This is a genomic window from Streptoverticillium reticulum (assembly GCF_047456005.1).
Classification (GTDB): Bacteria; Actinomycetota; Actinomycetes; order Streptomycetales; family Streptomycetaceae; genus Streptomyces; species Streptomyces reticulum.
This window is the reverse complement of record NZ_CP179755.1, coordinates 3,827,331-3,847,631: the sequence shown is the minus strand read 5'-3', so window position 1 is coordinate 3,847,631 and position 20,301 is coordinate 3,827,331. Positions and strand designations below refer to the sequence as shown.

The following is a 20,301-nucleotide window of genomic DNA, read 5'->3' as shown; positions in this document are numbered from 1 at the left end:
TGTCTCCGTCCGGCTGTCACCGCCATACTTTCGAGGTCCGGGGGAGCAGCCAGTCCTGTCATGCCGACGTCGGTCAGGAATCGGCCGGTCCCTTTGCAGGGGCCGTGCCGGCGCCGTGGGGGATGGCGGCGCTGGTGCGGAAGCCGCCCTCCGGTGTGGGGGCGGCGGTGAGGGTTCCGCCCAGGAGGCGTACGCGCTCGGTCAGTCCGATGATTCCGGAGCCGCTGCCGGGGACGTCGGCGTGCCCTGCGCGCCGGGGCGGTCCGTTGGTGACGGTGGCGACGACGGTGCCGTTGCCGATGCGGACGGTGATGGTGACCGGCGCCCCGGGGGCGTGTTTGATCGCGTTGGTCAGCGATTCCTGCACGACGCGGTAGACGGTCCGCTGCAGGGTCACGGGCAGGGCGGCGACGCCGGGCTGGACGGAGTGGGAGATGTCCATCTGCCCTGCCCGCCCTGCGGAGTCGATCATGCTGGGCAGATCGTCGAGGGTCGGCTGCGGGGCCCGGGGAGCCCTGCCGGACGGGCCGGCGGCGTTGAGGACGCCGAGGATCTCGCGCAGTTCGGTCAGCGCCTGCTGCCCGTAGGAGCGGATCTTGGCAGCCTGGTCGACGACGTGGCCGGGCTGCCGCCGGGCGGTGACTTCGAGGGCGCCGGCGGTCAGCACGATGTGGCTGACGCGGTGGGAGACCACGTCGTGCATCTCCCGTGCGATGCGCCCGCGTTCGTGCTCCCGCGCTTTCTCGGCCGTCAACCGCTGCTCGCTGTTGAGGCGTTCGGCTTCGTGGCGCAGGCTCTCCGTCAGGTCGTGGCGCAGCCCGGCGGAAGAGCCGACCGCCAAGGGCCCGATGACGAAGGCGAGTGTGTAGGCGGTGGCGCCGGGGTCACCGGCGCAGAGGGCGACAGCGGTCAGATGGACGGCGAGGCCCAGGACGGCGGCGGCCGACAGGGCGAGCCGGTGCCGGCGACAGCGACGGCCCAGGGTGTACATGGCCACCACGAACGCCGCCGGAGTGAAGGCCAGCAGATGAGCCGCGCCGACCGCACACCCCATGGCCAGGGGGAGGACCCGGCGCGCGACGACGACGGCGCCCGCCAGCCCTCCCACGGCCACCGCCGCGGCGTGGTGGTGCGTGAGCAGTCCGTCCCGCGTGCCCCCTATCCCGTCGAGCACACCGACGACGGCGCAGACCGCGGCCACGGCCACGTCGGTGGTCGCCGGACGTGAGGCGGCGAGCGCGGTACGCGACCGGGACGGGAACGTCATGTCACCGAGTCCCTGGCCAGCCCGGCCCTGTACGCGATGATGGCGGCCTGCACCCGGTTCTGCACCTCGAGCTTGTCCAGGATCCGGCTGACGTGCCCCTTGACCGTGGCCTCGCCGAGGAACAGCGCGGTGGCGATGTCCGCGTTGGACCGCCCGCACCCCAGCAGCGCCAGTACCTCCCGCTCCCGTAGCGTCAGCGATTCGATGCGGGACCGGTCGTCCGCGTCGAGCACCGGCACCTGCTCCGCGAAGGCGGAGATGAGCCGTCGCGTCACGCTCGGTGCCAGCAGTGCGTTCCCGTCCACGACCGCCCGCAGGGCATCGATCAGCTGCTGGGGCCCGCTGTCCTTGAGCACGAAACCCACCGCGCCGGCCCTCAGCGCCGCGGCGACGTATTCGTCGAATTCGAAGGTCGTCAGCATGACGACCTTCGGACGGTGCGCGAGCCGGCCGATCTCGCGGGTTGCGGCGAGACCGTCCATCCCGGGCATCCGGATGTCCATGAACACCACGTCCGGCTTCAGGCGCTGCACGGCGGCGACACCGGAGGCACCGTCGGTGGCCTCGGCGGCCACGATCACGTCGGGAACCGATTCCAGAATGGCCCGCATGCCCTGTCGGACGATCGCATCGTCGTCGACCAGCACCACCTTGATCACCGGTTTCTGCCTCTCCGCGAGAAGGGAACGCACCGTGCGGCAGCCAGCCGCCTCGTTTCCAGCCTGACGGTCGGAAACGGGCGCCCCGACCGTCTTTGGTCGGGTTGCGGCCCTGACGAAAGTGGGGTGTTTGCACAGAGCGACGGCTCCTGGCATTTCCGTATGGAATCGCGTTCACTCGTGCTCGGCGGTCCTCCACGGCCCGCCCCGGTGCCCCCGCCTTGCCGGCGTACCGAGGCGCTCGCGGGCCTCGGGGCCTCCACCTCCGTGGGGCTCGGTCCGGTCCCGCCCGGTCTGCCCCCGGCCGGCATCATGGTGATCCTGTTCGTCCACTGCCTGCGCGACATCCCGCTGACCCGGCCGCGCGCAGCCGCACCGCTGGGGGCCTTGGCCGTCACCCTCGGGTTGCACCTGTGGCGCCGTAACGCTCTGCTGAGCATCCTCGGCGGATCGGCCGCCAGTGTGGCCCTGGCCGGCACATTCTTCGCCTCCTGACGCCGAGTTGCCCGGCGGCGACGGTGAACCACCGCCCCGGCACGGCTGAATTCCGTTCCGGTGCTTCTCCGGTGCCGACCAGAAGGTGGATTCCGTTCTAGACCTTGGTCGATCCTGCTGTGCGCAAATTACGGCAACTGCCCTGCGGGACATGCCTAGAGTGAGCAATGGCGCTGCCAGTGGTGTCCCGCGCTTCCGGTCCCGCTCCCCCGGCGGGTGCGCGGTCGATGCCGAGAGAATTCGCGATGGAGTCCCGAACGGGAACATCCGGCCGCCATCGGCCCTTCGGTGAGGGTTCCGAATTCATGAATCACTCCTGCAGGGCGGAAGAAGGGCTGGACATGCTGGTCATTCCCGGTGCGGCACCGCACGGCCGGAACACCGCCGACGGCGATCCGGAGCAACGCACCGTGCTCGCCGTCGGCGCCCACCCGGACGACATAGAACTGGGCTGCGCCGGAACGCTGGCGGCTCATGTGGACGCGGGCGACCGCGTGGTGATGCTGGTGATGTCCGCGGGCGAGCGCGGGCCCGGCGCCACCGTGGCGCAGCGCCGCGCGGAGCAGAGCCTGGCCGCGCGCATCATCGGGGCCGAACTGTACTGGGGCGACTTCCCGGACGGCCGGATCCCGGACGGTGCGGACACCATCGGCACGGTCGAGCGGCTGTTGGCGGAGACTGCACCGGACGTCGTCTACGTCCATGCCCCCGAGGACTCGCACCAGGACCACCGGGCCGTGTCCCGGGCCGTCGAGTCGGCCGCCCGCGAAGTACGGACCCTGCTCTTCTACGAGTCGCCGACCGGACTCGGCTTCACGCCCACGGTGTTCGTGGACGTTGCGGGGACGGCCCGGCGCAAGCTTTCCGCCCTCAAGGCACATGCCTCACAGGTCGCCGCGAGCCGGCGCGTGGACCTCCGGGCGGTCGAGGCGCTGATGCACGTGCGCGGGGCGCAGGCCAGGTGCAGTCATGCGGAGGGGTTCGCCGCGCGGCGGCTGGTGCTGCCGACGGCCGTGCCGGCCGCGCCCGGGCGTGCTGTCCGGACCGACTCCTGCTCCCGCCTGGCTGAGCTGTCGGCCATCGGCACCGTGGTGCGCCCCTCCATCGGTTAGGCGACCGCGCGGCAACTGCACGACGAGAGAGAGAACGAGACGAATGGCGAGGGTCCTTGTGACGGGCGCGGGCGGGCCTGCCGGCGTGGCCGTGATCGAGCACCTGCGGGCGGGGCACCACATGGTGGTGGCCGCCGACGCGGAGCCGGACACCGCAGGTCATCGCATGGCCGATGCGGGCGCGCACCTTCCCCCCGGAGACGATCCGCTGTTCGGGGAGGAAGTCCTGCGGCTGGTCGTCGACGAGCGCATCGACGTCCTGGTGCCGACGGTCGCCGAGGAGCTCCTCGCCCTGCACGCGCAGGCCGGGAGGCTGCGCGAGGCCGGGTGTCACGTCCTGCTGCCCGGCCCCGAGGCGATCGCCCTCTGCTGCGACAAGTACGCGTTCGCGCAACTGTGTACGCAGCACGGCATACCGGTGCCCGGGACGTCGCTTCCCCATACGCCGATGCCGCCCGGCCCGTGGATCGTCAAGCCGCGCGAGGGGCGCGGATCGCGCGGTGTGCACCGGGCGGACGCCGCGGCGCAGGCCGGCCGGCTGGCGGCCGAGTCGCCCGGCAGCATCGTGCAGACCCGCCTGACCGGGCGGGAGTTCACCGTCGATGTGCTGTGCGGCCCGGACGGCGAGGTCGTCGTGCAGGTGCCGCGCTGGCGCGAGCAGGTCCGCGGTGGCGTCTCCACCGCGGGAACGGCCTTCCGGGCGCCGGGGATCGAGCAGCAGGTCGAACGGCTCGTCAAGGCGCTGGGCTACCGCGGAATGGCCAATGTGCAGGGATGCCGGACGGAGGACGGGACCTTCGCGTTCTTCGAGATGAACCCGCGGTTCTCCGGCGGGCTGCCCATCTCGCTCGCGGCCGGGGCCGATTTCGTCGAGGCCTACATCGCCCTGGCGACGGGGCGGCCGGTGCCCGGAGAGCTGCGTGCGTGGGAGCCGGGCCGCCGTGTGGTGCGCTATCTCACCCAGACCCCGGGTGCCCGGACCCCCGTCCGGCAGCCTGTTCCGGTGTCGACAGGACCGGAACAGCCCTCTGCCCCCGCCGCCCCGCGGCGCATCCTCGTCCCGCTCGGCACCCGCCCCGAGATCGTCAAACTCGCCCCGGTCGTCGCGGCACTGAGCCCGCGGCATGACGTCCAGGTCGTGTTCACCGGCCAGCACGTCTCGGCCGGACTCGGCGACGCGATCCTGGCGGAGTTCGGGATGGAACCGGCCGAGCGGTGGGACGTCCGCACGGCGGCCGCCGGGTCCGGCGCCGCACGCCTGGGCACGCTCATGGCCAACGCGGCCCGGAGCCTGGAGCGTTGGCGTCCGGATGCGGTTCTGGTGCTGGGCGACACCCACACCGTGCCCGCGTTCTGCCTGGCCGGGGTCGATGCCCGGGTGCCCGTGGTGCACCTGGAGGCGGGCCTGCGCTCGTACAACCCGCTCTCCCGCGAGGAGGCGAACCGGCGCGTGGCCGCCGCCCTCGCCGCCCTGCACCTGGCGCCGACCGGCCGGGCCGCCGAGGTCCTGCGCGCCGAGGGAGTCCCGGGCGACCGCATCGAGGTCGTCGGGAACCCCGGGCTCGATCCGCTGCGCGCCCTGGGCGTCCGGGCGGTTCCCGCCGGGGAGCGGCAGGGCGTGCTGGTCACGGCGCACCGGCCCAGCACGGTGGATTCGCCCGAGCGGCTCGCCGAGGTCGTCCGTATCGTGGCCGCGCTGGTGCAGGGGGCCGGGCCGGTGGTGTTCCCGGTGCATCCCCGCACAGCGGACCGGCTCCGGGCCTTCGGCCTGACGGACCGGCTCGCCGCCACCGGCGCCGAGATCCTCGGCCCGCTGCCGTACGCGGAGCTGCTGGAGCGGATGCGGCACAGCCGGGCGGTGGTCACCGACTCCGGCGGGCTCCAGGAGGAGGCCGCGTGGCTGCGTGTCCCCACCGTGGTGATGCGCGGCTCGACGCCCCGCTGGGAGGGGATCGAGGACGGACTGGCCCGGCTGAGCCCCGTCCGGCGGGATGCGGTGTGCCGCGCCGTCGCCGAGGTCACCGCCCCGGGACCGGTGAGGCGCTTGCTCGACAGCGACTGCCCGTACGGCGACGGCCGCACGGCCGGCCGGGTCGCTGTGATCCTCGGCCGCGAGAGCACCTGGCGGCGGATCCGGCTGCGCGAACCGGACTTCACCGACGGGCGGGTGCCCTCGGTCCGGGCGTCGGCCGGGGAAGGGGCGATGGCCGGATGAACGGGAACCTGTGCCCCGACTGCGCCGGGACGGACGTCGAAGGGTTCTTCGCGGCACCGGGAGCACCCCGGCTCGCCGCCGTCTCCGTCGATCTGGACGACACGCTCTACCCGCAGGAGGCGTGGCTGGACGGTGCGCTGCGGACGGTGGCGCACGAGGCCGCACGCCGGTTCGGCCTCCCGGCGCAGCGGCTGTACGAGGCGCTGGCCGGGCAGGCCGGCCGGGGCAGCGACCGGGGCGGGATCATCGACCGGGCCCTGGCCGGCATCGGTGCCGACGTGCCGGTGGAACCGCTGGTCGAGGCGTTCCGCTCGCACCGGGTCGGCTGTCTGTCCCCCTATCCCGGGGTGGAGGCCGCGCTGCAGAACGTGCGCCGCGCCGGAATTCCGGTCGCCGTGGTGACCGACGGATTTCCGCCCCAACAGCGGGACAAGCTGGCCGCGTTGGGACTCGACCACCTCTTCGACGCGATCGTGGTCTCGGACGAGCTCGGTACGCGGGAGCTGCGCAAGCCCCGCCCCGAGCCGTTCCTGGTGGCCGCCCGGCGGCTGGGCGTCCCGCCGCGCGGGATGGTCCATGTGGGAGACCGCCCGGAGAAGGACGTGGCGGGAGCGCGGGCCGCCGGTCTGCTCGGTGCGATCCGGGTCCGCACCGGGGAGTACCGGCACCGGCCGTGCGGCGCGCCCGGGTTCGGCTGCTTCCCCGACGCGGCGTCGGCGCTGGTCCACCTGACGTGGGCGGCGCGCGTTCCCCGGCACCGGCCGTGAGGGCCGCCCCGCCCCGGCGGCGAGGCGGCGCAAGTGCCGGTGCCGGCCGGCCTGTTGCCGGCCCGGACTCCGAACACGGTGTCCGGCCGCCCGGCAGACGGGCGGCACCCCGCGCGGCGGTGGGCGAACTCGGCCTGTGGGCCTTGAGCGCCGTCCTGGTCACGGTCCTCGGCCTGTGGCTCATCGGCCCGGCAGGCCCGCTGACGATCGTCCTCGCCGTGTGCCTGTTCTGCTTCGCCGTGTCCGGGCTGCGCACGCTCACCCTCGTGAACGCCGCCACCAAGTCGGCCGTGCGACGTGCCGGCCGGCGCCGCTCCACACCGGAGGCACGGCACCGGGTGACCGTCGTCGTCCCGTGCCACAACGAGGCGGCCGTGGCGGACCGGATGGTGCGCAGCCTGCTGGAGCTCGACTACCCCCGGGAGCTGCTCCAGCTGATCGTCGTCGACGACGGCTCGCAGGATGCGACGTACGAGATCCTCCAGGGCTGGCGGCGCCGCCACCCGGACCGGCTCCTCGTGCTGCGCCGCACGGCGGGCGCGGGCGGGAAGAGCGGCGCGCTCAACCACGCCGCCCGGCACGCCACGGGCGACGTCATCGTCGTGTACGACGCCGACCACGCCCCGGAGCGCAGTGCGCTGCGCTACCTGGCGGCGTGCTTCGACGATCCCCGGGTCGGCGCCGCCCAGGGCCGGTGCGTCATCGCCAACGGCGACGACAGCCTGCTGGCCCGGCTGGTCGCGGTGGACTACCTCGGCGGCTACATCGTCGGCGAACAGGGGCGCAGCGCGTACGCGGGCATGCCCTCCTACGGCGGCGCCAACTGCGCGGTCCGGCACAGCGTGCTGCGGGACATCGGCGGCTGGAACGAGCGCTCGCTGACCGAGGACACCGACCTGACGCTGCGGGTGCTGCTCGCAGGCCATCAAGTGCAGTACGAGCCGGACGCGTTGGACTACGAGGAGGCGGTCACCACCGCCCGGGCCTACTGGCGCCAGCGCCGCCGCTGGGCCATGGGCCACCAGCAGGTGTGCCGCGACTACCTCCGGCCGATCCTGCGGCACAGGGGGATCTCCCTGCCGCGGAAGACCGAGCTCGTCTACTACCTGGTGATCTACCACCTGCCCCTGCTGAGTCTGCTCGGCCTGGTCGGCGGCACGTTCCTCACCGCGTATCCGCAGGAACTCGTGCCGATCTCGGTCGCGTTGTGGCCGGTGCTGTTCTACGGACCGCTGATCCAGCTGGGGGTGGCGCTGGTGGCCACCCGTGCACCGGCCCGTCGATACCTGCTGCTTCCCGCCTATTTCCCGCTGTACGTCTTCGGCCTGCTGGTCGTGGCGAAGGCGTGGTTCGACGGGGTGACGGGCCGGGCCGGCGGCTGGGCGAAGACCGCCCGGGTCGATCGCGGCGGGCAGGGGCAGGAGGGCCCGGGTGACGAGCCGGACGACGGTGTGCCGATGCAGGAGGCGGGCGTTGCGGAACTGCCGGCCGCGCCGCGCGGGGAGCTGCGGGACCGTTTCCTGCGGGCCCACGGGCGGCAGCCGGGCAACCGCTCGCGGGCGGGCCTCGCGTCCAGCGTGCGCTGGGCGCCGGTGGCGACGCTGGCGCTGCTCGGCGTGGGGCTGGTCGCCTACTTCCTGACGAAGGATCCGGTGCGCGAGTTCGAGGGGGCGGTGAGCGTGTGGTTCGCCCACCTCTTCGCGCCGTCGCTGGACGCCTGGGTGGAGGGACCGGGGCTCTTCGTCCGGCGCGACGCGGATGCGGGGTCGTCCTTGCTGTACTTGCGGATCACCGCGAGCTGTTCGGCCGGACCGCTGTTCATGGCGGCGGCGGCCATCGCGGTGACGATGCGCAGCATCGTCCGCCCGCCGCGGCTGGTGCTCGGGGTCCTGGCCTGTGCCGTCCTCATCCTCACGGGAAATGTGCTGCGCATTTCCCTTCTCGCGCTGCTCGCCAGAAATTTGCCGACCCGTGACGTGGTCGTGATTCACGATACCGTGGCCTCGCTCTTTTCCTTCGGGTTCGTATTGGCGGGCCTGCTGGTGCTGTTCGTGGTGAGCGGGCCCGGCAGCCGGGTCCGGCTGGCCTCGTGAACATTCCCCGGCGGGCCGGACGGCCGATGCGGTACTTGAGTCTATTCCGATGTCACCCTTGAGGAATTCTGATCCACTTTGCCGAGGGACGCGGGCGGCCGGGAGCCTGCAGGATTCACCTGTCGCGAGAATGTGAATCGAAAGGATCTGGCACATGACTGTCAAGCTGCGGCGGTCGCTGATGTCCGGTGCGGGCATCGTGGTGGCGGTCGGCTCCCTGGCGCTGGCCGGCTCCCCCGCCGCTTCGGCCGCGGACGCACCGGCCTCGAGTGCGTCGAAGGCCGGGACGCGGGGCGCGGCCGAGCCCGTCTACACGCTGGGTTTCTCGAACCGGCCGAACAGCATCGACTCCGAATTCCGCTACGACGGCATTGTCACCGCGCCGAAGGGGGTGGGAATCAAAAGTATTTACTACTCGTACAGCGGCAACGGAATCGCCAATGTGCAGGCGCGCGAGGTCTCCCGCGGCAGGGGTGGAATGGGCGAGGAATACGAGATCGTCAGCACGAAGACGGTCGACGGTCAGGACAAGATAACCTTCACGCTGCGCGGTGATTTCGGTCCGGGCGGAACGGGGTGCCCCACCACGGCATATCCGGTCAGGGTCGAGATCAATCTGGCCGACGGCACCAAGCAGGTCGTCACGCCGACGATGGACATGCGGTGGTTCGACAGGTGCGACGGGGCCGGCAAGGAGGGCGGCCGCCCGGTCGTCCGGCTGCCGTGGGACAACGCCTGGGGCAGCCCGGACGGGAACAGCCAGGACGGGTGGGGCTACATCGCGGACAACGGCAAGGTGCCCGGGAACAAGTTCATCATCGACGCGTCCAACCCGCGCTACGGCTCCGGCCTGCCCTGCGACATCACCGACACCGTCTACTACCAGTGGGTCCGGTCCGACGGCACTCCCTCCCGGCTGACGCCCACCCCCCAGCCGCTGAACGTGACGCCGCACGGCAACGACCGGTCCAAGAAGATCGAGTTCACCCAGGAGACCGACTTCACCCAGGACGGCCCGGGCTACTACAAGCTGCTCGCCTGGCCGCAGGCCAAGAGCCTCAAGGGGCAGGCGTGCCAGGCAAGTTGGGACTACAACAAGATGTCCGACGCCTTCCAGGTGGGCAGCGTCTTCTACGGTGAGGCCGACGAGGTCGACTCCCCGATGATGTCGGCCACCGCGATCGGTGCGGCCGGTGCCGCGGCCGCGCTGGCCGGCGGCGGGGTCTGGCTGGCCCGGCGCCGGCGCGGGGCACAGGCCGGCTGACCGCCCCTCCGGGCACCCGGTCGTCCTCGTCTCCCGCCCCCGTCGGGGTCCGAGGGCGACCGGGTCCCTTCATGCATCACGTCCTGCCGTGCGAACACGTCATGCGCACCGCACTGTTGAGAGGCTGCACGTGTCCGATTCCTTGCTCGTACCATCGGCGGCACGGGACACCGTCCCCCCGGCCGCCGGGCGGGCGCTGGTCACGCGGGTGGGAAGCGCGGCGGACAACGACGTCGTCGTGCCTTCCGGCGCCGTGGGCCGCCACCACGCACGGCTGTGGCGGGCGGCCGACGGCACGTACGAGATCGAGGACCTGGACAGCCCGGGCGGCACCTGGGTCAACGGCCGCCCGGTGCGGCGTGCCAGGGTCGGCCGGCGCGATGTCGTCCACATCGAGCACGCCGAGTTCCGGCTCGTGGGCGGCCGGCTGGCCCGGGTGGTCCGCAGCGCGGGGGACATCTGCCTCACCGCCCGGTCGCTGAGCACCTCCCTGCGGCAGTACGGCAGGCGCAAGACGCTCCTCGACGACGTCACCCTGAGCCTGCCCGCCAACTCCCTGGTGGCGGTGATCGGTCCGTCCGGTGCGGGGAAGTCGACCCTGCTGCGTGCGCTGACCGGATACGAGCCCGCCGGCCAGGGCGAGGTCCGCTACCAGGGCCTCGACCTGTACGAGAACTTCTCCGCCCTGCGCCGGGAGATCGGTTTCGTGCCGCAGGACGACATCCTGCACACCCAGCTGACCGTGCGCACCGCGCTGCGGTACGCGGCGGAGCTGCGCTGTCCGAGCGGCACCAGCAGGAGCGCGCGTCACCGGCGCGTGGACGAGGTGCTGGCCGAGCTCAGCCTCACGCACCGGGGCGGGACCAGGATCGACGCCCTCTCCGGGGGGCAGCGCAAACGGGTCTCGGTCGCCCTGGAGCTGCTGACGAAGCCGTCCCTGCTGTTCCTGGACGAGCCGACGTCGGGGCTCGACCCGGGACTGGACCGGCAGGTCATGCAGATGCTGCGGGACCTGGCCGACGGGGGCCGCACGGTGGTGCTCACCACGCACTCCGTCACCAACCTGGCGCTCTGCGACCGGCTCCTCGTCCTGGCGCCCGGCGGGCGGACCGCCTACTTCGGCCCGCCCGCCGAAGGGCTGGAGTTCTTCGGCAGGGACGACTGGGCCGACGTCTTCCAGGACCTCGAACTCTCCCCGAACCGCTACTGGGCCGACGGCTACCGGGAATCCGCGCAGCACCGGATGTACATCTCCGAGGCGGCGCGCGCGGTCGCGCCGCAGGCCGCCCTGCGGCGGAGCGAAGGCGGCCCGCGGCCGCCCCGCTGGACCTCCCAGGTGCGCACCCTCGTGCTCCGGCACCTGTCCGTGATCGCGGCCGACCGCGGGTACGCGGTGCTGCTGGTCTGCCTGCCGCTCCTGATGGGCGTCCTGAGCTGGGCGGTTCCGGCCCCCGACGGGTTCATGACGGCCAATCAGGACGGCATCGACGCAAAACTCTGCCTGCCGCGTTTCAACACGGACGCCTCCCGCGTGGTGGTGATGCTGGCCATCGGTGCGTGCCTGACCGGAATGGCCAACTCGGTACGGGAGTTGGTGCACGAGCGGGTCATCTACCAGCGGGAGCGTGCGACCGGTCTGTCGCGCTCCGCCTATGCGATGTCCAAGGTCGTGGTGCTGGGCACGATCACCGCGCTGCAGGGGCTGTGCATCGCCGGGATCGGGCTGCTGGGGCGTCCCCTGCCGAAGAACGGGGTGGTGCTTTCCTGGCCCACGGCCGAGTTGCTGCTCGTCATCGCGATGCTCTCGGTGGCCTCGATGATCCTGGGGCTGATGGTCTCCGCGCTGGTGCGCACCGTGGAGAAGACCATGCCGCTGCTCGTCGTGGCGACGCTCTTCCAGATCATGGCCACCAGCGCGGTGTTCCCGATATTCAACCGGCACGTGCTGGCGCAGCTGGCCTGGTTCGCCCCCTCCCGGTGGGCCGTCGGGGCGCTGGCCGCGACGGTGGATCTCGGAAAGGTCGGTCCCCCCGCCGATGCGGCGGATCCCGGGCTGGCGGACACCGTGTGGAAGCACCAGGCGGTGCAGTGGTGCCTCGACTTCGGCATCCTCTTCGCGATGTGCGCGGCCGGTGCCCTGCTGGTGGTCGGGATGCTCCGCCGGCATGAGCCTGCGGCGCTGCGGAGGAAGTAGTGGCCTCCCTACGCGGCCGCGACCCGCTCCAACGCCCGCCGGGTGGCCGGGCCGTAGACGCCGCGCGGATCCTCGCGGCACTCGGCGGCCACCGCGCTCCACTCCTGGAACTTCTGGACCGCGGCGGTGGTGTCCGCGTCGTAGGTGCCGAAACGCCAGCCGTGGTAGATGCCGATGCCGTAGAGGAGTTGCTGCATCGCGGTGACCGCGGAGCCGCTGTCGCCCGGGCGGAGCGCCGGGTCGGAGGGGGTGTCGGGGACACCGTCGTTCGGGGGGTCGGCCGGCGGGCGGCCGGTCTCCGGGGCGGACGGCGGCGGTGGGGGGTTGTTGCCGTTCCCTCCGCCGTTGCCCGGCGCGGTCGTCGGGGCCGAGGGGTTGCGGTCGCCGGGCGGCGCACCGGAGCCCGAGCCGGAGTCGGAGCGGGAGCCGGAATCCGAGCCCGGGCCCCTGTCGGAACCGGAACCGGAGTCGGAGCCGGGGGTCGCCGTCCCGCCCGGTGACGCTTCGGGAGACGCGCCGCTTCCGGGCGAGGAGGAGGCGGACGGACCGGAACTTCCGGGGCCGGCGGCCGTGTTGCGGCCGTCGCCGCCGCCCGACAGGCCCAGGAAGTCGGCGGCGCCCGCCGCTCCGGGCAGCCGTGAGATCAGCCCCTGGGGGCCGCCCGTCCCGAGCAGGGCCACGACGGACAGGGCGCAGCATGCGACGCCGCAGCCCACGAGGACCCAGGTGCGGCGCGCGCGGCGCCGGGCGGGCTGCTCCGGGAATTCACCGGAATCCGGCCGTTCTTCGGTCTGGTCGCGCACGGGACAACGCTCCGATGAATTTCTTGCGGACGGAATCCCCGGAAGTCTAACCGGCAGGAACGTGATCTTCTGCGGACGCGGACTCCGGCCGGCTCCGGCGGCTTAATCGTTCCTTATGGTTCGGCTACGAGGCCGTTAAGTGCGGTCGTGGCAGGTTGGACGTGTCCCCGGAACCCCCGGCAAACCCGCCCAGGAGAAACAGCCTCATGACGATTTCCGTGTTGATCGCCGATGACCAGGACATCGTCCGCTGCGGCCTGCGGGCGCTGGTGGAGGCCTGCCCCGGCTTCACCGTCGTGGCCGAGGCGGCCGACGGCGCACACGCGGTGTCCCAGGCCCGGCGCCACCGTCCCGACGTGGCCCTGGTGGACCTGGACATGCCGTACGTGGACGGGATCACGGCCACCGTACGGCTGCGGGCCCTGGACTCTCCCGCCGCGGTCGTCGTCCTCACCGACGGCAGTGCGGTGGCCGACGCCCGGGCAGTCGACGCTTTCGACGCCGGGGCCAGCGGGTTCCTGGCCAAGGAGATGCTGCCCGGGCAGCTGCGGAGCGCCCTGCGGGCCGCGGCCGCCGGCGGGATGGTGGTCTCCCCGGAGGCGCTGGACGGCATCGTCCGCACGATCACGGGGCCCGGCGCCTCGCAGTTCGCCGACGCGTGCGCGCTGCTGCCGGAGCTCAACGAGAGCGAGTCGAAGGTGCTCACGCTGCTCGGGTCGGGCCTCTCCAACCTCGACATCGCCCGGCGGCTGCACCTGTCCTCGGCCAGTGTGAAGACGTACGTCTCGCGGCTGCTCGGCAAGCTGGGCCTGGAGAACCGCACCCAGGCGGCAATTCTGGCCTACGAGGCCGGCCTGGTCGGAGGCGGGCGCATCCTGGAGCCCGCGGCCTGAACCGGGCTACGGCGGCCGCGAATTCTATTCGACCGTACGCCGGTTTCTCCCCCCTACGAACGTCTTGCCCGTGCGGAGAAAGTGTCTACTTTGGTAGCGGAAGAATCAGTCTTTCTCCGCGATTTGGTCGACCCTCTTTCTACTAATGTTTACTGCAGGAATGCGGTCCGAGAATCACGCAGAGGCTGGTGAGTGGGAATTGGATCCCGAATCCGTGGGCGGGCCGCGCCGCCGCCGTGCCTGGCGGCTGACCACGCGGCTGGCCGTGGCGCTCGCCGTCCCGGCCGTCCTGTGCGCCTCCCTCGTCGCCGTCCACGTCGCCGACGCCCTGGCCCTCGCCGACCGCAAGGCCGCGGCCGAGCGCAAGACACGGCTCGTCTTCTCCGCCACGGTCGCCGCGCACTCCCTGCAGAACGAACGCGACGTCGCCGCACTCTCCTCCGGCCGCACCACCGACGACGTGACCAAGCACCGCAACGCGACGGACGAGGCGCTGCGGGACTTCCGCGCCAAGGCCCGGGCGGTCGGCGGCGGGCGCGAGTTCACGGAGCGGCTGGCCGCCGTGGAACGGGCTCTGGACGACCTTCCCGCGCTGCGGCGCGAGGCCTACGGTCCGCACTCCGGGCCCGTGCGGACGCAGCGCTCGTACGACGACATCGTCACGCCGATGCTGGCCCTCGACACCGAGCTGGACTTCGGGGACGAGCAGCCGATGGCCGAGGGCTGGGCGCTGCACGCGCTCTCCATGGAGAAGGCGGCGCTCTCCGGGCAGCGGGCCCTGCTGAACGCCGCACTGGCCGACGGCGGCCTCAAGGCCGACGAGGAGGCGGCGGTCCGGGAGCTGAGCGGTGTGCAGCAGCGTTCCCTGCAGGAGTTCCGCTTCCTGGACCTCGGTGAGGACCGGGCCAGGTACGACCGGATCGTCCACGGCGCCGAGGTCGGCAAGCTGCTCGACCGGGTGCTCGCCGACCGGAAGAAGGCGGGCGGGGTGACCGTCCAGGAGTGGCACCGGGCCTCGACGGCGATGATCGACCAGATCCACGAGGTGGAGACCGCTGCGGCCCAGAGGCTGCTGAACCATGCGGCCGAAGGGAAGCGGTCCGCCGAGCGGGCGGCCGTCACCGGTGCGGCCGTCGCGGTCCTGGCGCTGCTGGCCGCGATGGCGGTCGCCGTGCTGATGGCGCGCACCCTGGTCCGGAGGCTGAAGCGGGTGCGCGATGCGGCACTCCAGGTCGCCGACGTCCAACTGCCCTACCTGGTGCAGCAGATATCGGACCGGGGCGGCGCGCAGCCGGTGACGCTGGAGGCCGCGCCCATCGATCTCGGGGTCGGGGACGAGATCGGGGACGTCTCCCGCGCTTTCGACGCGGTCTTCCGCGAGGCCGTGCGGCAGACGGCCGAACAGGCCGTCCTGCGCACCAGCATCAACGCCATGCTCGTCGCACTGTCGCGGCGCAGCCAGGGACTGGTCCACCGGCAGCTCGAGGTCATCACCGCGCTGGAGAGCACGGAACGCGAACCGGCGACCCTGGCCGAGCTGTTCCGGGTGGACCACCTGGCGACCCGCATCCGCCGGCACGGGGAGAACCTGCTCGTGCTCGCCGGGGAGGAGCCCGGGCGCAGGCGGTCCGAGCCGGCGCCGCTGGTCGACGTCGTCCGGGCTGCCGCCGCGGAGGTCGAGCAGTACACCAGGATCGTGCCGGTCGGGATCCCCGAGGTCGCCGTGTGCGGTCCCGTCACCCATGACATCACGCACCTGCTGGCGGAGTTGCTGGAGAACGCGACGCAGTTCTCCCGGCCCGACACCCCGGTCCAGGTCTCCGCCGCCGGGGCACCGGACGGCGGGCTCGCCCTCGAGATCCACGACAGCGGCGTCGGCATTCCGCACGAGCAGCTGGACGCGCTGAACTCCCGCCTGGCGAGGGACGCGGCGGTGGACATGGCCGTCACCCGCTGCATGGGGCTCTACGTGGTCAGCCGGCTCGCGTCCCGGCACGGCATGCAGGTCCTGCTGCGCTCGGGCCACGGGGGCACGACCGCGGAAGTCCTCCTGCCCGCCCGCCTGTTGACCTTCCCCGCGCCCCCGGCGCCGCACGTTCCGCGGCCGTCGCCACAACCGGTGACCCCGGCCTGGGCGGTCGCGGAGCAGCCGCCGCCGACGCAGCCCGACCCGCCGGCCCCCGAGGCCGCTCCCACGGTGGCGGCCGGTCCCGTCCCGGCTGCCACCGGGCAGCAGGTCGCGCCGTCCGGCCTCCCCGTACGGGTGCCCAAGGCCGCACTGCGGCCGGGTTCGGCCGGAGGGGCGGCGGCCGGGCCGGCCGGGGCCGCTCCGGTGCAGGCGGACGAACTGCGGCAGCGGGCGGCGAGCTTCTGGCACGGCGCACGGCGGGCCCGGGACCCCCACCCGCCCCCGGACACGCCCCGCCCCCCGCACCGACCGGAGCCCCAGGAGGAACCCTCATGACCGCGGCCATGGCCGCCAACGTCGGTTGGCTGATCGCCGAGTTCGCCGAGCGCACCCCCGGGGTGCGGCACGCGCTCGTGGTCTCCTCGGACGGACTGGAGCTCGCCTCGTCCCCGGGGCTCGACCGGGCCGGCACCGAACAGCTCTCGGCCGTGGCCTCGGGCCTGGTGTCGCTGACCCGGGGCGCTGCGGAGCTGTACGGCTGCGGACGGGTCAACCAGACGATGATCGACATGGAACAGGGCTGTCTGTGCCTCATGGCCATCGCCGACGGATCGTCCCTGGCCGTGCTGGCCGACGCCGGATGCGACATCGGGCTCGTGGCCTTCGAGGCGGCGCGCCTGGTCGACCAGGCCGGCGCCGTCCTCACCCCCACCGTGCGGGCGGAGATGCGCAAGAAGCTCCTGGAGTGGCACCAGTCGGCATGAACCAGGGTGCGAGGCAGGCGAAGTGAAGGACTGCAGAGTGGCGTGGCACAAGGCCCTCCACGCGCTGGGGCCGCCGGGCTCGCAGCGCCGCGAGCGCTGCCTCGACTGGCTGATCGTCGTGCTCACCGCGGGGGCCGCGTGCCTGGTGCTCCTCGACCATTCGGTGGCCAGCACGGGTCTGGTCATGAGCTATCCGGCGAACTGCCTCATCGCCGTGCTGGCCTCCGGGACCCTGTTCTGGCGGCGCAGCCGCCCGGAAATCTGCCTGTCCGCGGGGCTGTTGGCCAGCCTCGTCTCCGACGAGCGCACCGTTCTGGCCGTCGGCGCCTACTCGGTCGCCCGGTACGGCGGCGTGCTGCGCTTCTGGAGCTACGGAACGGCCATCGCGCTCTACCTGTTGAGCCGCACGCTGACCGGCACGTCCGCGCCCAGCGTGCAGATGTTCCTGTACGCGGCGCTGCTGATCATCGTCGTGCCCGCCCTGTTCGGCGCGCTGGTCCGCCGGCAGCGCATGCTCAACGAACTGCTCCACCGGCAACTCGCCCAGGTGGAGGACTCGATGACCCACGCGGCGCGCTTCGCGGCACTGGAGCAGCGCACCCGGCTGGCCTTCGAGGTGCACGACAACGCCGGCCACCAGGCCACCGTGCTGACCCTGTACGCCGGTGCGCTCCAGCAGCGCACGGACCTGGCCCCGGAGGCCCGCCGCATCGTGGACGCGATGCAGCACGCGGCGAGGGAGGTGGCCCATGAGCTCCGGCGGGTCGTCGACACGCTCTTCGCCCCGGAGGAGGGCGGCGAACGGCTGGGCGAGCGGATCCCGTGCGCGGAGTTCCTGCAGAGCCTGACGCGGAACATGGCGGCGGTCGGCATGGACATCGACTACCGGTCGGCCGGCCGGCCGTGCCCGCTGCCCGCGGAGACCGAACGGCTCCTGCGCCGGATCAGCCATGAGGGGCTCACCAACGCCGCCAAGCACGCCTCGGGAGCACCGGTGGGGATGACGCTGACGTTCGCCGGGAACACGGTGTCCCTCTCTGTCCGCACCGGGCCGAGCCGCGGCATCTCCATCGTGAAGGACTCGGGAGGCCTGGGCCTGCGCGGCCTGCGCGCGGCGGTCGCCGCCGCGGGCGGCTCCTTCACCGCCGGTCCGGTGCCCACCGGCGGATTCCTGCTCGAAGCGACGCTTCCGTGCCAGGACGACGACGTCCCGGCCGGTACCGCCCGGGGGGACGACCACCGGGCATGACGCGCCCATTGAAAGAGAGGCCGTTCCATGGCTCACCGCATACTCATCGTCGACGACCAGGTGATCATCCGGTCCGGACTGCGCCTGCTCATCGAGGCGTCCGAGGACTTCGAGGTGGTGGGCGAGGCCGCGGACGGCGCCGAGGCCGTCTCCCGGGTGGCCGAGCTCCGTCCCGACGTGGTGCTGATGGACCTGCACATGCCCCGGACCGACGGTGTCGAGGCGACCGTACAGCTGATGCGGATGCCCGACCCGCCGAGTGTCCTCGTGCTGAGCACGTACGACACCGACGCGCGGGTGATCGAGGCGCTGGAGGCCGGCGCCAGCGGTTTCCTGCTGAAGGACCTCTGCCCGCAGGAGCTGTCCTCGGCGTTGTACGCGGCGGCCAAGGGCGGCCGGGTGTTCACGCCTTCGGTGCTGCAGGCCCTGGTGCGCCAGGCCATCCGCCGCACCCCCATCCGGGTCGGCGCGGTCCACGAGAAGCTCGCCGCTCTGGGGGAGAGCGAGCAGCGCGTCCTGGCGCTCCTCGGCGCGGGCAAGACCAACGCCCAGATCGCCGAGGACCTGCACCTGTCCGCATCGAGCGTGAAGACGTACGTCTCGCGGACGCTGGTGAAACTCGGCCTGGAGAACCGCACCCAGGCGGCGATCGTCGCGTACGAGGCGGGACTCGTCGACGCCGACGGCCCGGGCTGACACGCGGTCAGCCGTCGTACCGGCCCTGTGCACGGGGGTGGCCCCCGCTCCCGCTCTCGCCCATGATCCCGGTTTCGTGGGCCAGGATCGCGGCCTGCGTGCGGTTGTCCACACCCACCTTGGCGAGCAGCCGGGACACGTACGTCTTGATGCTGGCCACGGACAGATGGAGCTGGTGGGCGATCTGCACGTTGGAGAGGCCGCTGCCGATCAGTTCGAGCACCCGTCGCTCGCTCCGGCTCAGCGCGCCGACCCGGTCGTGTGCGTCGGGGCCGGACAGGGAGCCGTGCTTCCCGGCCCGGGCGAGGACCAGGGAGACGACGTCGGCCGAGACGATCTGCCCGCCGGCCACCACGACGTCGAGCGCCGGCCGGAGCTCCGCGGGCGGCGTGTCCTTGAGCAGGAAGCCGCAGACGCCCGCCTGCAGCGCGTCGAGGACCCTGCTGTCGACGGGGTGGGAGGTGAGGAGCACCACCTTCGGCGGGGTGTGCAGGCGCAGGAGCTGCCGGGCCGCCTCCAGGCCGTCGATCCGGGGCATGTGCAGGTCCATCAGGATCAGGTCGGGCTGTGCCGCCCGGCCGACGGCGACCGCCTCTGCGCCGTCCGCGGCCTCGCCGACGACGATGTAACCGGGAAAGCCGTTCACCGTCATCCGGAGTCCGGCTCTGACGATCGCGTGGTCGTCGACGATGACGACCCGGGCGGTCACGGGCGGATCCTTTCCGCCGTGACGCGCAGCATGACGCCGAGCTGCTCCGCGACGGCCGAGCACTTCTCGCACGGGAGCACGGCGTGACGGCCCTCCGCCGCCGGGTTCGCCACGATCCTGAGGAAGCCGGAGAGATGGCCGCGGCATTCCGGCGCGGCCTGCTCCAACTGCCTGCGCACGTAGGCCCGGCGCAGGGCGCCGCGGGCCCGGTAGAGGCGTGCCGTCATCACCCCGGCGGTGACCCCGAACAGGGCGCTCACCTCCACCACCGTGAGCCCGTCCAGGTAGCGGAGCCGGAGGGCCTCCCGGTGCGAGGGGACGAGCTCTGCGAGCAGTTCGGCCATCTCGTCGGCCTCGGCGGGGGAACGCTCCTCGAAGCCGTCGGCGCCGCAGTTCTCGTCGATGGTGTCGACGAGGTACTCGCGGTGGCGGCGCACGTACGTCCGCTGGCAGTGGCTGCGCGCCACGCTGAAGAGGTAGGGGCGCACCTCGTCCTGGGGCCCGTGGCCGTTGAGAAGCGCCTTGAGCGTGGACGTGAACGTGTCGGCCACCACGTCCTCCACCTCGTCGGCGGACAGCCGGCCCACGCGTGCGGTGTACCGGTGCACGGCCGTGCAGTGGTCCTGCCAGACGTGCCGGAAGGCTTCCCGGTCACCTGCCCTGATCCTGTCGCACAACTCCCGGTCGGCGGAGCGGACGGACGGTGCCCTGTGCGCACCGACAGACGCCATAGAGATTACCTGCTCTCCGAATTCGGTGGACACGACGTCGAATTGACGGCCCATGGAAGGAATTCTTTCGGGGAGTCCGGCACCGGGATATTGCCGGAGGTGGATCCTCGATGGAGGAGAGTGGCAAGAGGAATCACCTCTCGGGCGCCCCGGGGTCCGGGCGGTGCGGCGGGCGTCCCGCGGTCGGCGATCAGTGTGGCGAGCTGGGCACCCGCTCCGAGGAGCGCACAGGCCAGCGCGGCGCGCGCGGCGGGGGACTGCC

Annotated in this window: 17 protein-coding genes; 12 read left to right on the top strand and 5 right to left on the bottom strand. The window is 72.5% G+C overall.

Translation table 11 applies throughout. From position 1 onward, the window contains the following. Nucleotides 1-73: 73 nt before the first annotated feature. Together ACMATS_RS17400 and ACMATS_RS17395 are read right to left on the bottom strand one after the other, a co-directional pair. Nucleotides 74-1,267: a sensor histidine kinase gene (locus tag ACMATS_RS17400; RefSeq protein WP_414168377.1), complete on the bottom strand. Its 1,194-nt coding sequence runs from the start codon at nt 1,265-1,267 to the stop codon at nt 74-76. Then, on the bottom strand, nt 1,264-1,926 hold the full coding sequence (locus tag ACMATS_RS17395; RefSeq protein WP_414168376.1) for a response regulator: 663 nt from the start codon (nt 1,924-1,926) through the stop codon (nt 1,264-1,266). The genes ACMATS_RS17400 and ACMATS_RS17395 overlap by 4 nt, the downstream gene beginning before the upstream one ends. Before the next feature lie 162 nt (nt 1,927-2,088). On the opposite strand from ACMATS_RS17395, the gene ACMATS_RS17390 reads away from it, so the two are divergent. The 7 genes from ACMATS_RS17390 (at nt 2,089) to ACMATS_RS17360 (ending at nt 12,066) form a co-directional block, all read left to right on the top strand. Beyond that, nucleotides 2,089-2,421: an AzlD domain-containing protein gene (locus ACMATS_RS17390; RefSeq protein WP_414168375.1), complete on the top strand. Its 333-nt coding sequence runs from the start codon at nt 2,089-2,091 to the stop codon at nt 2,419-2,421. A gap of 341 nt (nt 2,422-2,762) precedes the next feature. Then, complete coding sequence (locus ACMATS_RS17385) at nt 2,763-3,533, top strand: PIG-L deacetylase family protein (RefSeq protein WP_390776930.1); 771 nt, start codon at nt 2,763-2,765, stop codon at nt 3,531-3,533. 43 nt (nt 3,534-3,576) lie between these two features. Continuing rightward, nucleotides 3,577-5,748, top strand: a complete 2,172-nt coding sequence (gene wecB / locus ACMATS_RS17380) for a non-hydrolyzing UDP-N-acetylglucosamine 2-epimerase (protein WP_414168374.1) — start codon at nt 3,577-3,579, stop codon at nt 5,746-5,748. After that, a complete protein-coding gene (locus ACMATS_RS17375) occupies nt 5,745-6,515 on the top strand; it encodes an HAD family hydrolase (RefSeq protein ID WP_414168373.1) in 771 nt (256 codons plus the stop codon). The genes wecB and ACMATS_RS17375 overlap by 4 nt, the downstream gene beginning before the upstream one ends. A 119-nt stretch (nt 6,516-6,634) precedes the next feature. Further along, nucleotides 6,635-8,608 (top strand): glycosyltransferase, encoded by a 1,974-nt coding sequence (locus tag ACMATS_RS17370; protein WP_414168372.1) that lies wholly within the window; start codon nt 6,635-6,637, stop codon nt 8,606-8,608. Nucleotides 8,609-8,762: 154 nt separating this feature from the next. Then, a complete protein-coding gene (locus tag ACMATS_RS17365; protein ID WP_414168371.1) occupies nt 8,763-9,872 on the top strand; it encodes a hypothetical protein in 1,110 nt (369 codons plus the stop codon). 130 nt (nt 9,873-10,002) lie between these two features. Then, complete coding sequence (locus tag ACMATS_RS17360; RefSeq protein ID WP_391152707.1) at nt 10,003-12,066, top strand: ATP-binding cassette domain-containing protein; 2,064 nt, start codon at nt 10,003-10,005, stop codon at nt 12,064-12,066. An 8-nt stretch (nt 12,067-12,074) separates the two neighbouring features. Here ACMATS_RS17360 and ACMATS_RS17355 read toward each other — a convergent pair whose 3' ends face one another. Further along, a complete protein-coding gene (locus ACMATS_RS17355) occupies nt 12,075-12,869 on the bottom strand; it encodes a peptidoglycan-binding domain-containing protein (RefSeq protein WP_414168370.1) in 795 nt (264 codons plus the stop codon). A gap of 206 nt (nt 12,870-13,075) precedes the next feature. Here ACMATS_RS17355 and ACMATS_RS17350 point away from each other — a divergent pair, with 206 nt between their 5' ends. The 5 genes from ACMATS_RS17350 (at nt 13,076) to ACMATS_RS17330 (ending at nt 18,599) form a co-directional block, all read left to right on the top strand. After that, nucleotides 13,076-13,762, top strand: a complete 687-nt coding sequence (locus tag ACMATS_RS17350) for a response regulator transcription factor (RefSeq protein ID WP_390776923.1) — start codon at nt 13,076-13,078, stop codon at nt 13,760-13,762. 199 nt (nt 13,763-13,961) lie between these two features. Then, nucleotides 13,962-16,226, top strand: coding sequence for a nitrate- and nitrite sensing domain-containing protein (locus tag ACMATS_RS17345; protein WP_414168369.1), 2,265 nt, complete (start codon nt 13,962-13,964; stop codon nt 16,224-16,226). Continuing rightward, nucleotides 16,223-16,654 carry a roadblock/LC7 domain-containing protein gene (locus ACMATS_RS17340; RefSeq protein WP_390776921.1) on the top strand — a complete coding sequence of 144 codons (432 nt, stop codon included), beginning with the start codon at nt 16,223-16,225 and terminating at the stop codon, nt 16,652-16,654. Before ACMATS_RS17345 ends, ACMATS_RS17340 begins: the two co-directional genes overlap by 4 nt. A gap of 37 nt (nt 16,655-16,691) precedes the next feature. Then, entirely contained in the window at nt 16,692-17,903 is a 1,212-nt protein-coding gene (locus tag ACMATS_RS17335; protein ID WP_390776920.1) for a sensor histidine kinase, read from the top strand. A gap of 27 nt (nt 17,904-17,930) precedes the next feature. Further along, nucleotides 17,931-18,599: a response regulator transcription factor gene (locus tag ACMATS_RS17330; RefSeq protein WP_390776919.1), complete on the top strand. Its 669-nt coding sequence runs from the start codon at nt 17,931-17,933 to the stop codon at nt 18,597-18,599. A 7-nt stretch (nt 18,600-18,606) separates the two neighbouring features. Here the strand turns inward: ACMATS_RS17330 and ACMATS_RS17325 are convergent, their stop codons facing one another. Together ACMATS_RS17325 and ACMATS_RS17320 are read right to left on the bottom strand one after the other, a co-directional pair. Next, nucleotides 18,607-19,308 carry a response regulator transcription factor gene (locus ACMATS_RS17325; protein ID WP_390776918.1) on the bottom strand — a complete coding sequence of 234 codons (702 nt, stop codon included), beginning with the start codon at nt 19,306-19,308 and terminating at the stop codon, nt 18,607-18,609. Continuing rightward, nucleotides 19,305-20,039: an RNA polymerase sigma factor gene (locus ACMATS_RS17320; RefSeq protein WP_390776917.1), complete on the bottom strand. Its 735-nt coding sequence runs from the start codon at nt 20,037-20,039 to the stop codon at nt 19,305-19,307. The genes ACMATS_RS17325 and ACMATS_RS17320 overlap by 4 nt, the downstream gene beginning before the upstream one ends. Nucleotides 20,040-20,301 lie beyond the last annotated feature (262 nt).

Coding starts and splice junctions, on each gene's coding strand:
- ACMATS_RS17400 (WP_414168377.1), bottom strand. CDS start 1,267: ATGACGTTCCCGTCCCGGTCGCGTACCGCGCTCGCCGCCTCACGTCCG.
- ACMATS_RS17390 (WP_414168375.1), top strand. CDS start 2,089: ATGGAATCGCGTTCACTCGTGCTCGGCGGTCCTCCACGGCCCGCCCCG.
- ACMATS_RS17385 (WP_390776930.1), top strand. CDS start 2,763: ATGCTGGTCATTCCCGGTGCGGCACCGCACGGCCGGAACACCGCCGAC.
- wecB (WP_414168374.1), top strand. CDS start 3,577: ATGGCGAGGGTCCTTGTGACGGGCGCGGGCGGGCCTGCCGGCGTGGCC.
- ACMATS_RS17375 (WP_414168373.1), top strand. CDS start 5,745: ATGAACGGGAACCTGTGCCCCGACTGCGCCGGGACGGACGTCGAAGGG.
- ACMATS_RS17365 (WP_414168371.1), top strand. CDS start 8,763: ATGACTGTCAAGCTGCGGCGGTCGCTGATGTCCGGTGCGGGCATCGTG.
- ACMATS_RS17350 (WP_390776923.1), top strand. CDS start 13,076: ATGACGATTTCCGTGTTGATCGCCGATGACCAGGACATCGTCCGCTGC.
- ACMATS_RS17340 (WP_390776921.1), top strand. CDS start 16,223: ATGACCGCGGCCATGGCCGCCAACGTCGGTTGGCTGATCGCCGAGTTC.
- ACMATS_RS17330 (WP_390776919.1), top strand. CDS start 17,931: ATGGCTCACCGCATACTCATCGTCGACGACCAGGTGATCATCCGGTCC.
- ACMATS_RS17320 (WP_390776917.1), bottom strand. CDS start 20,039: ATGGCGTCTGTCGGTGCGCACAGGGCACCGTCCGTCCGCTCCGCCGAC.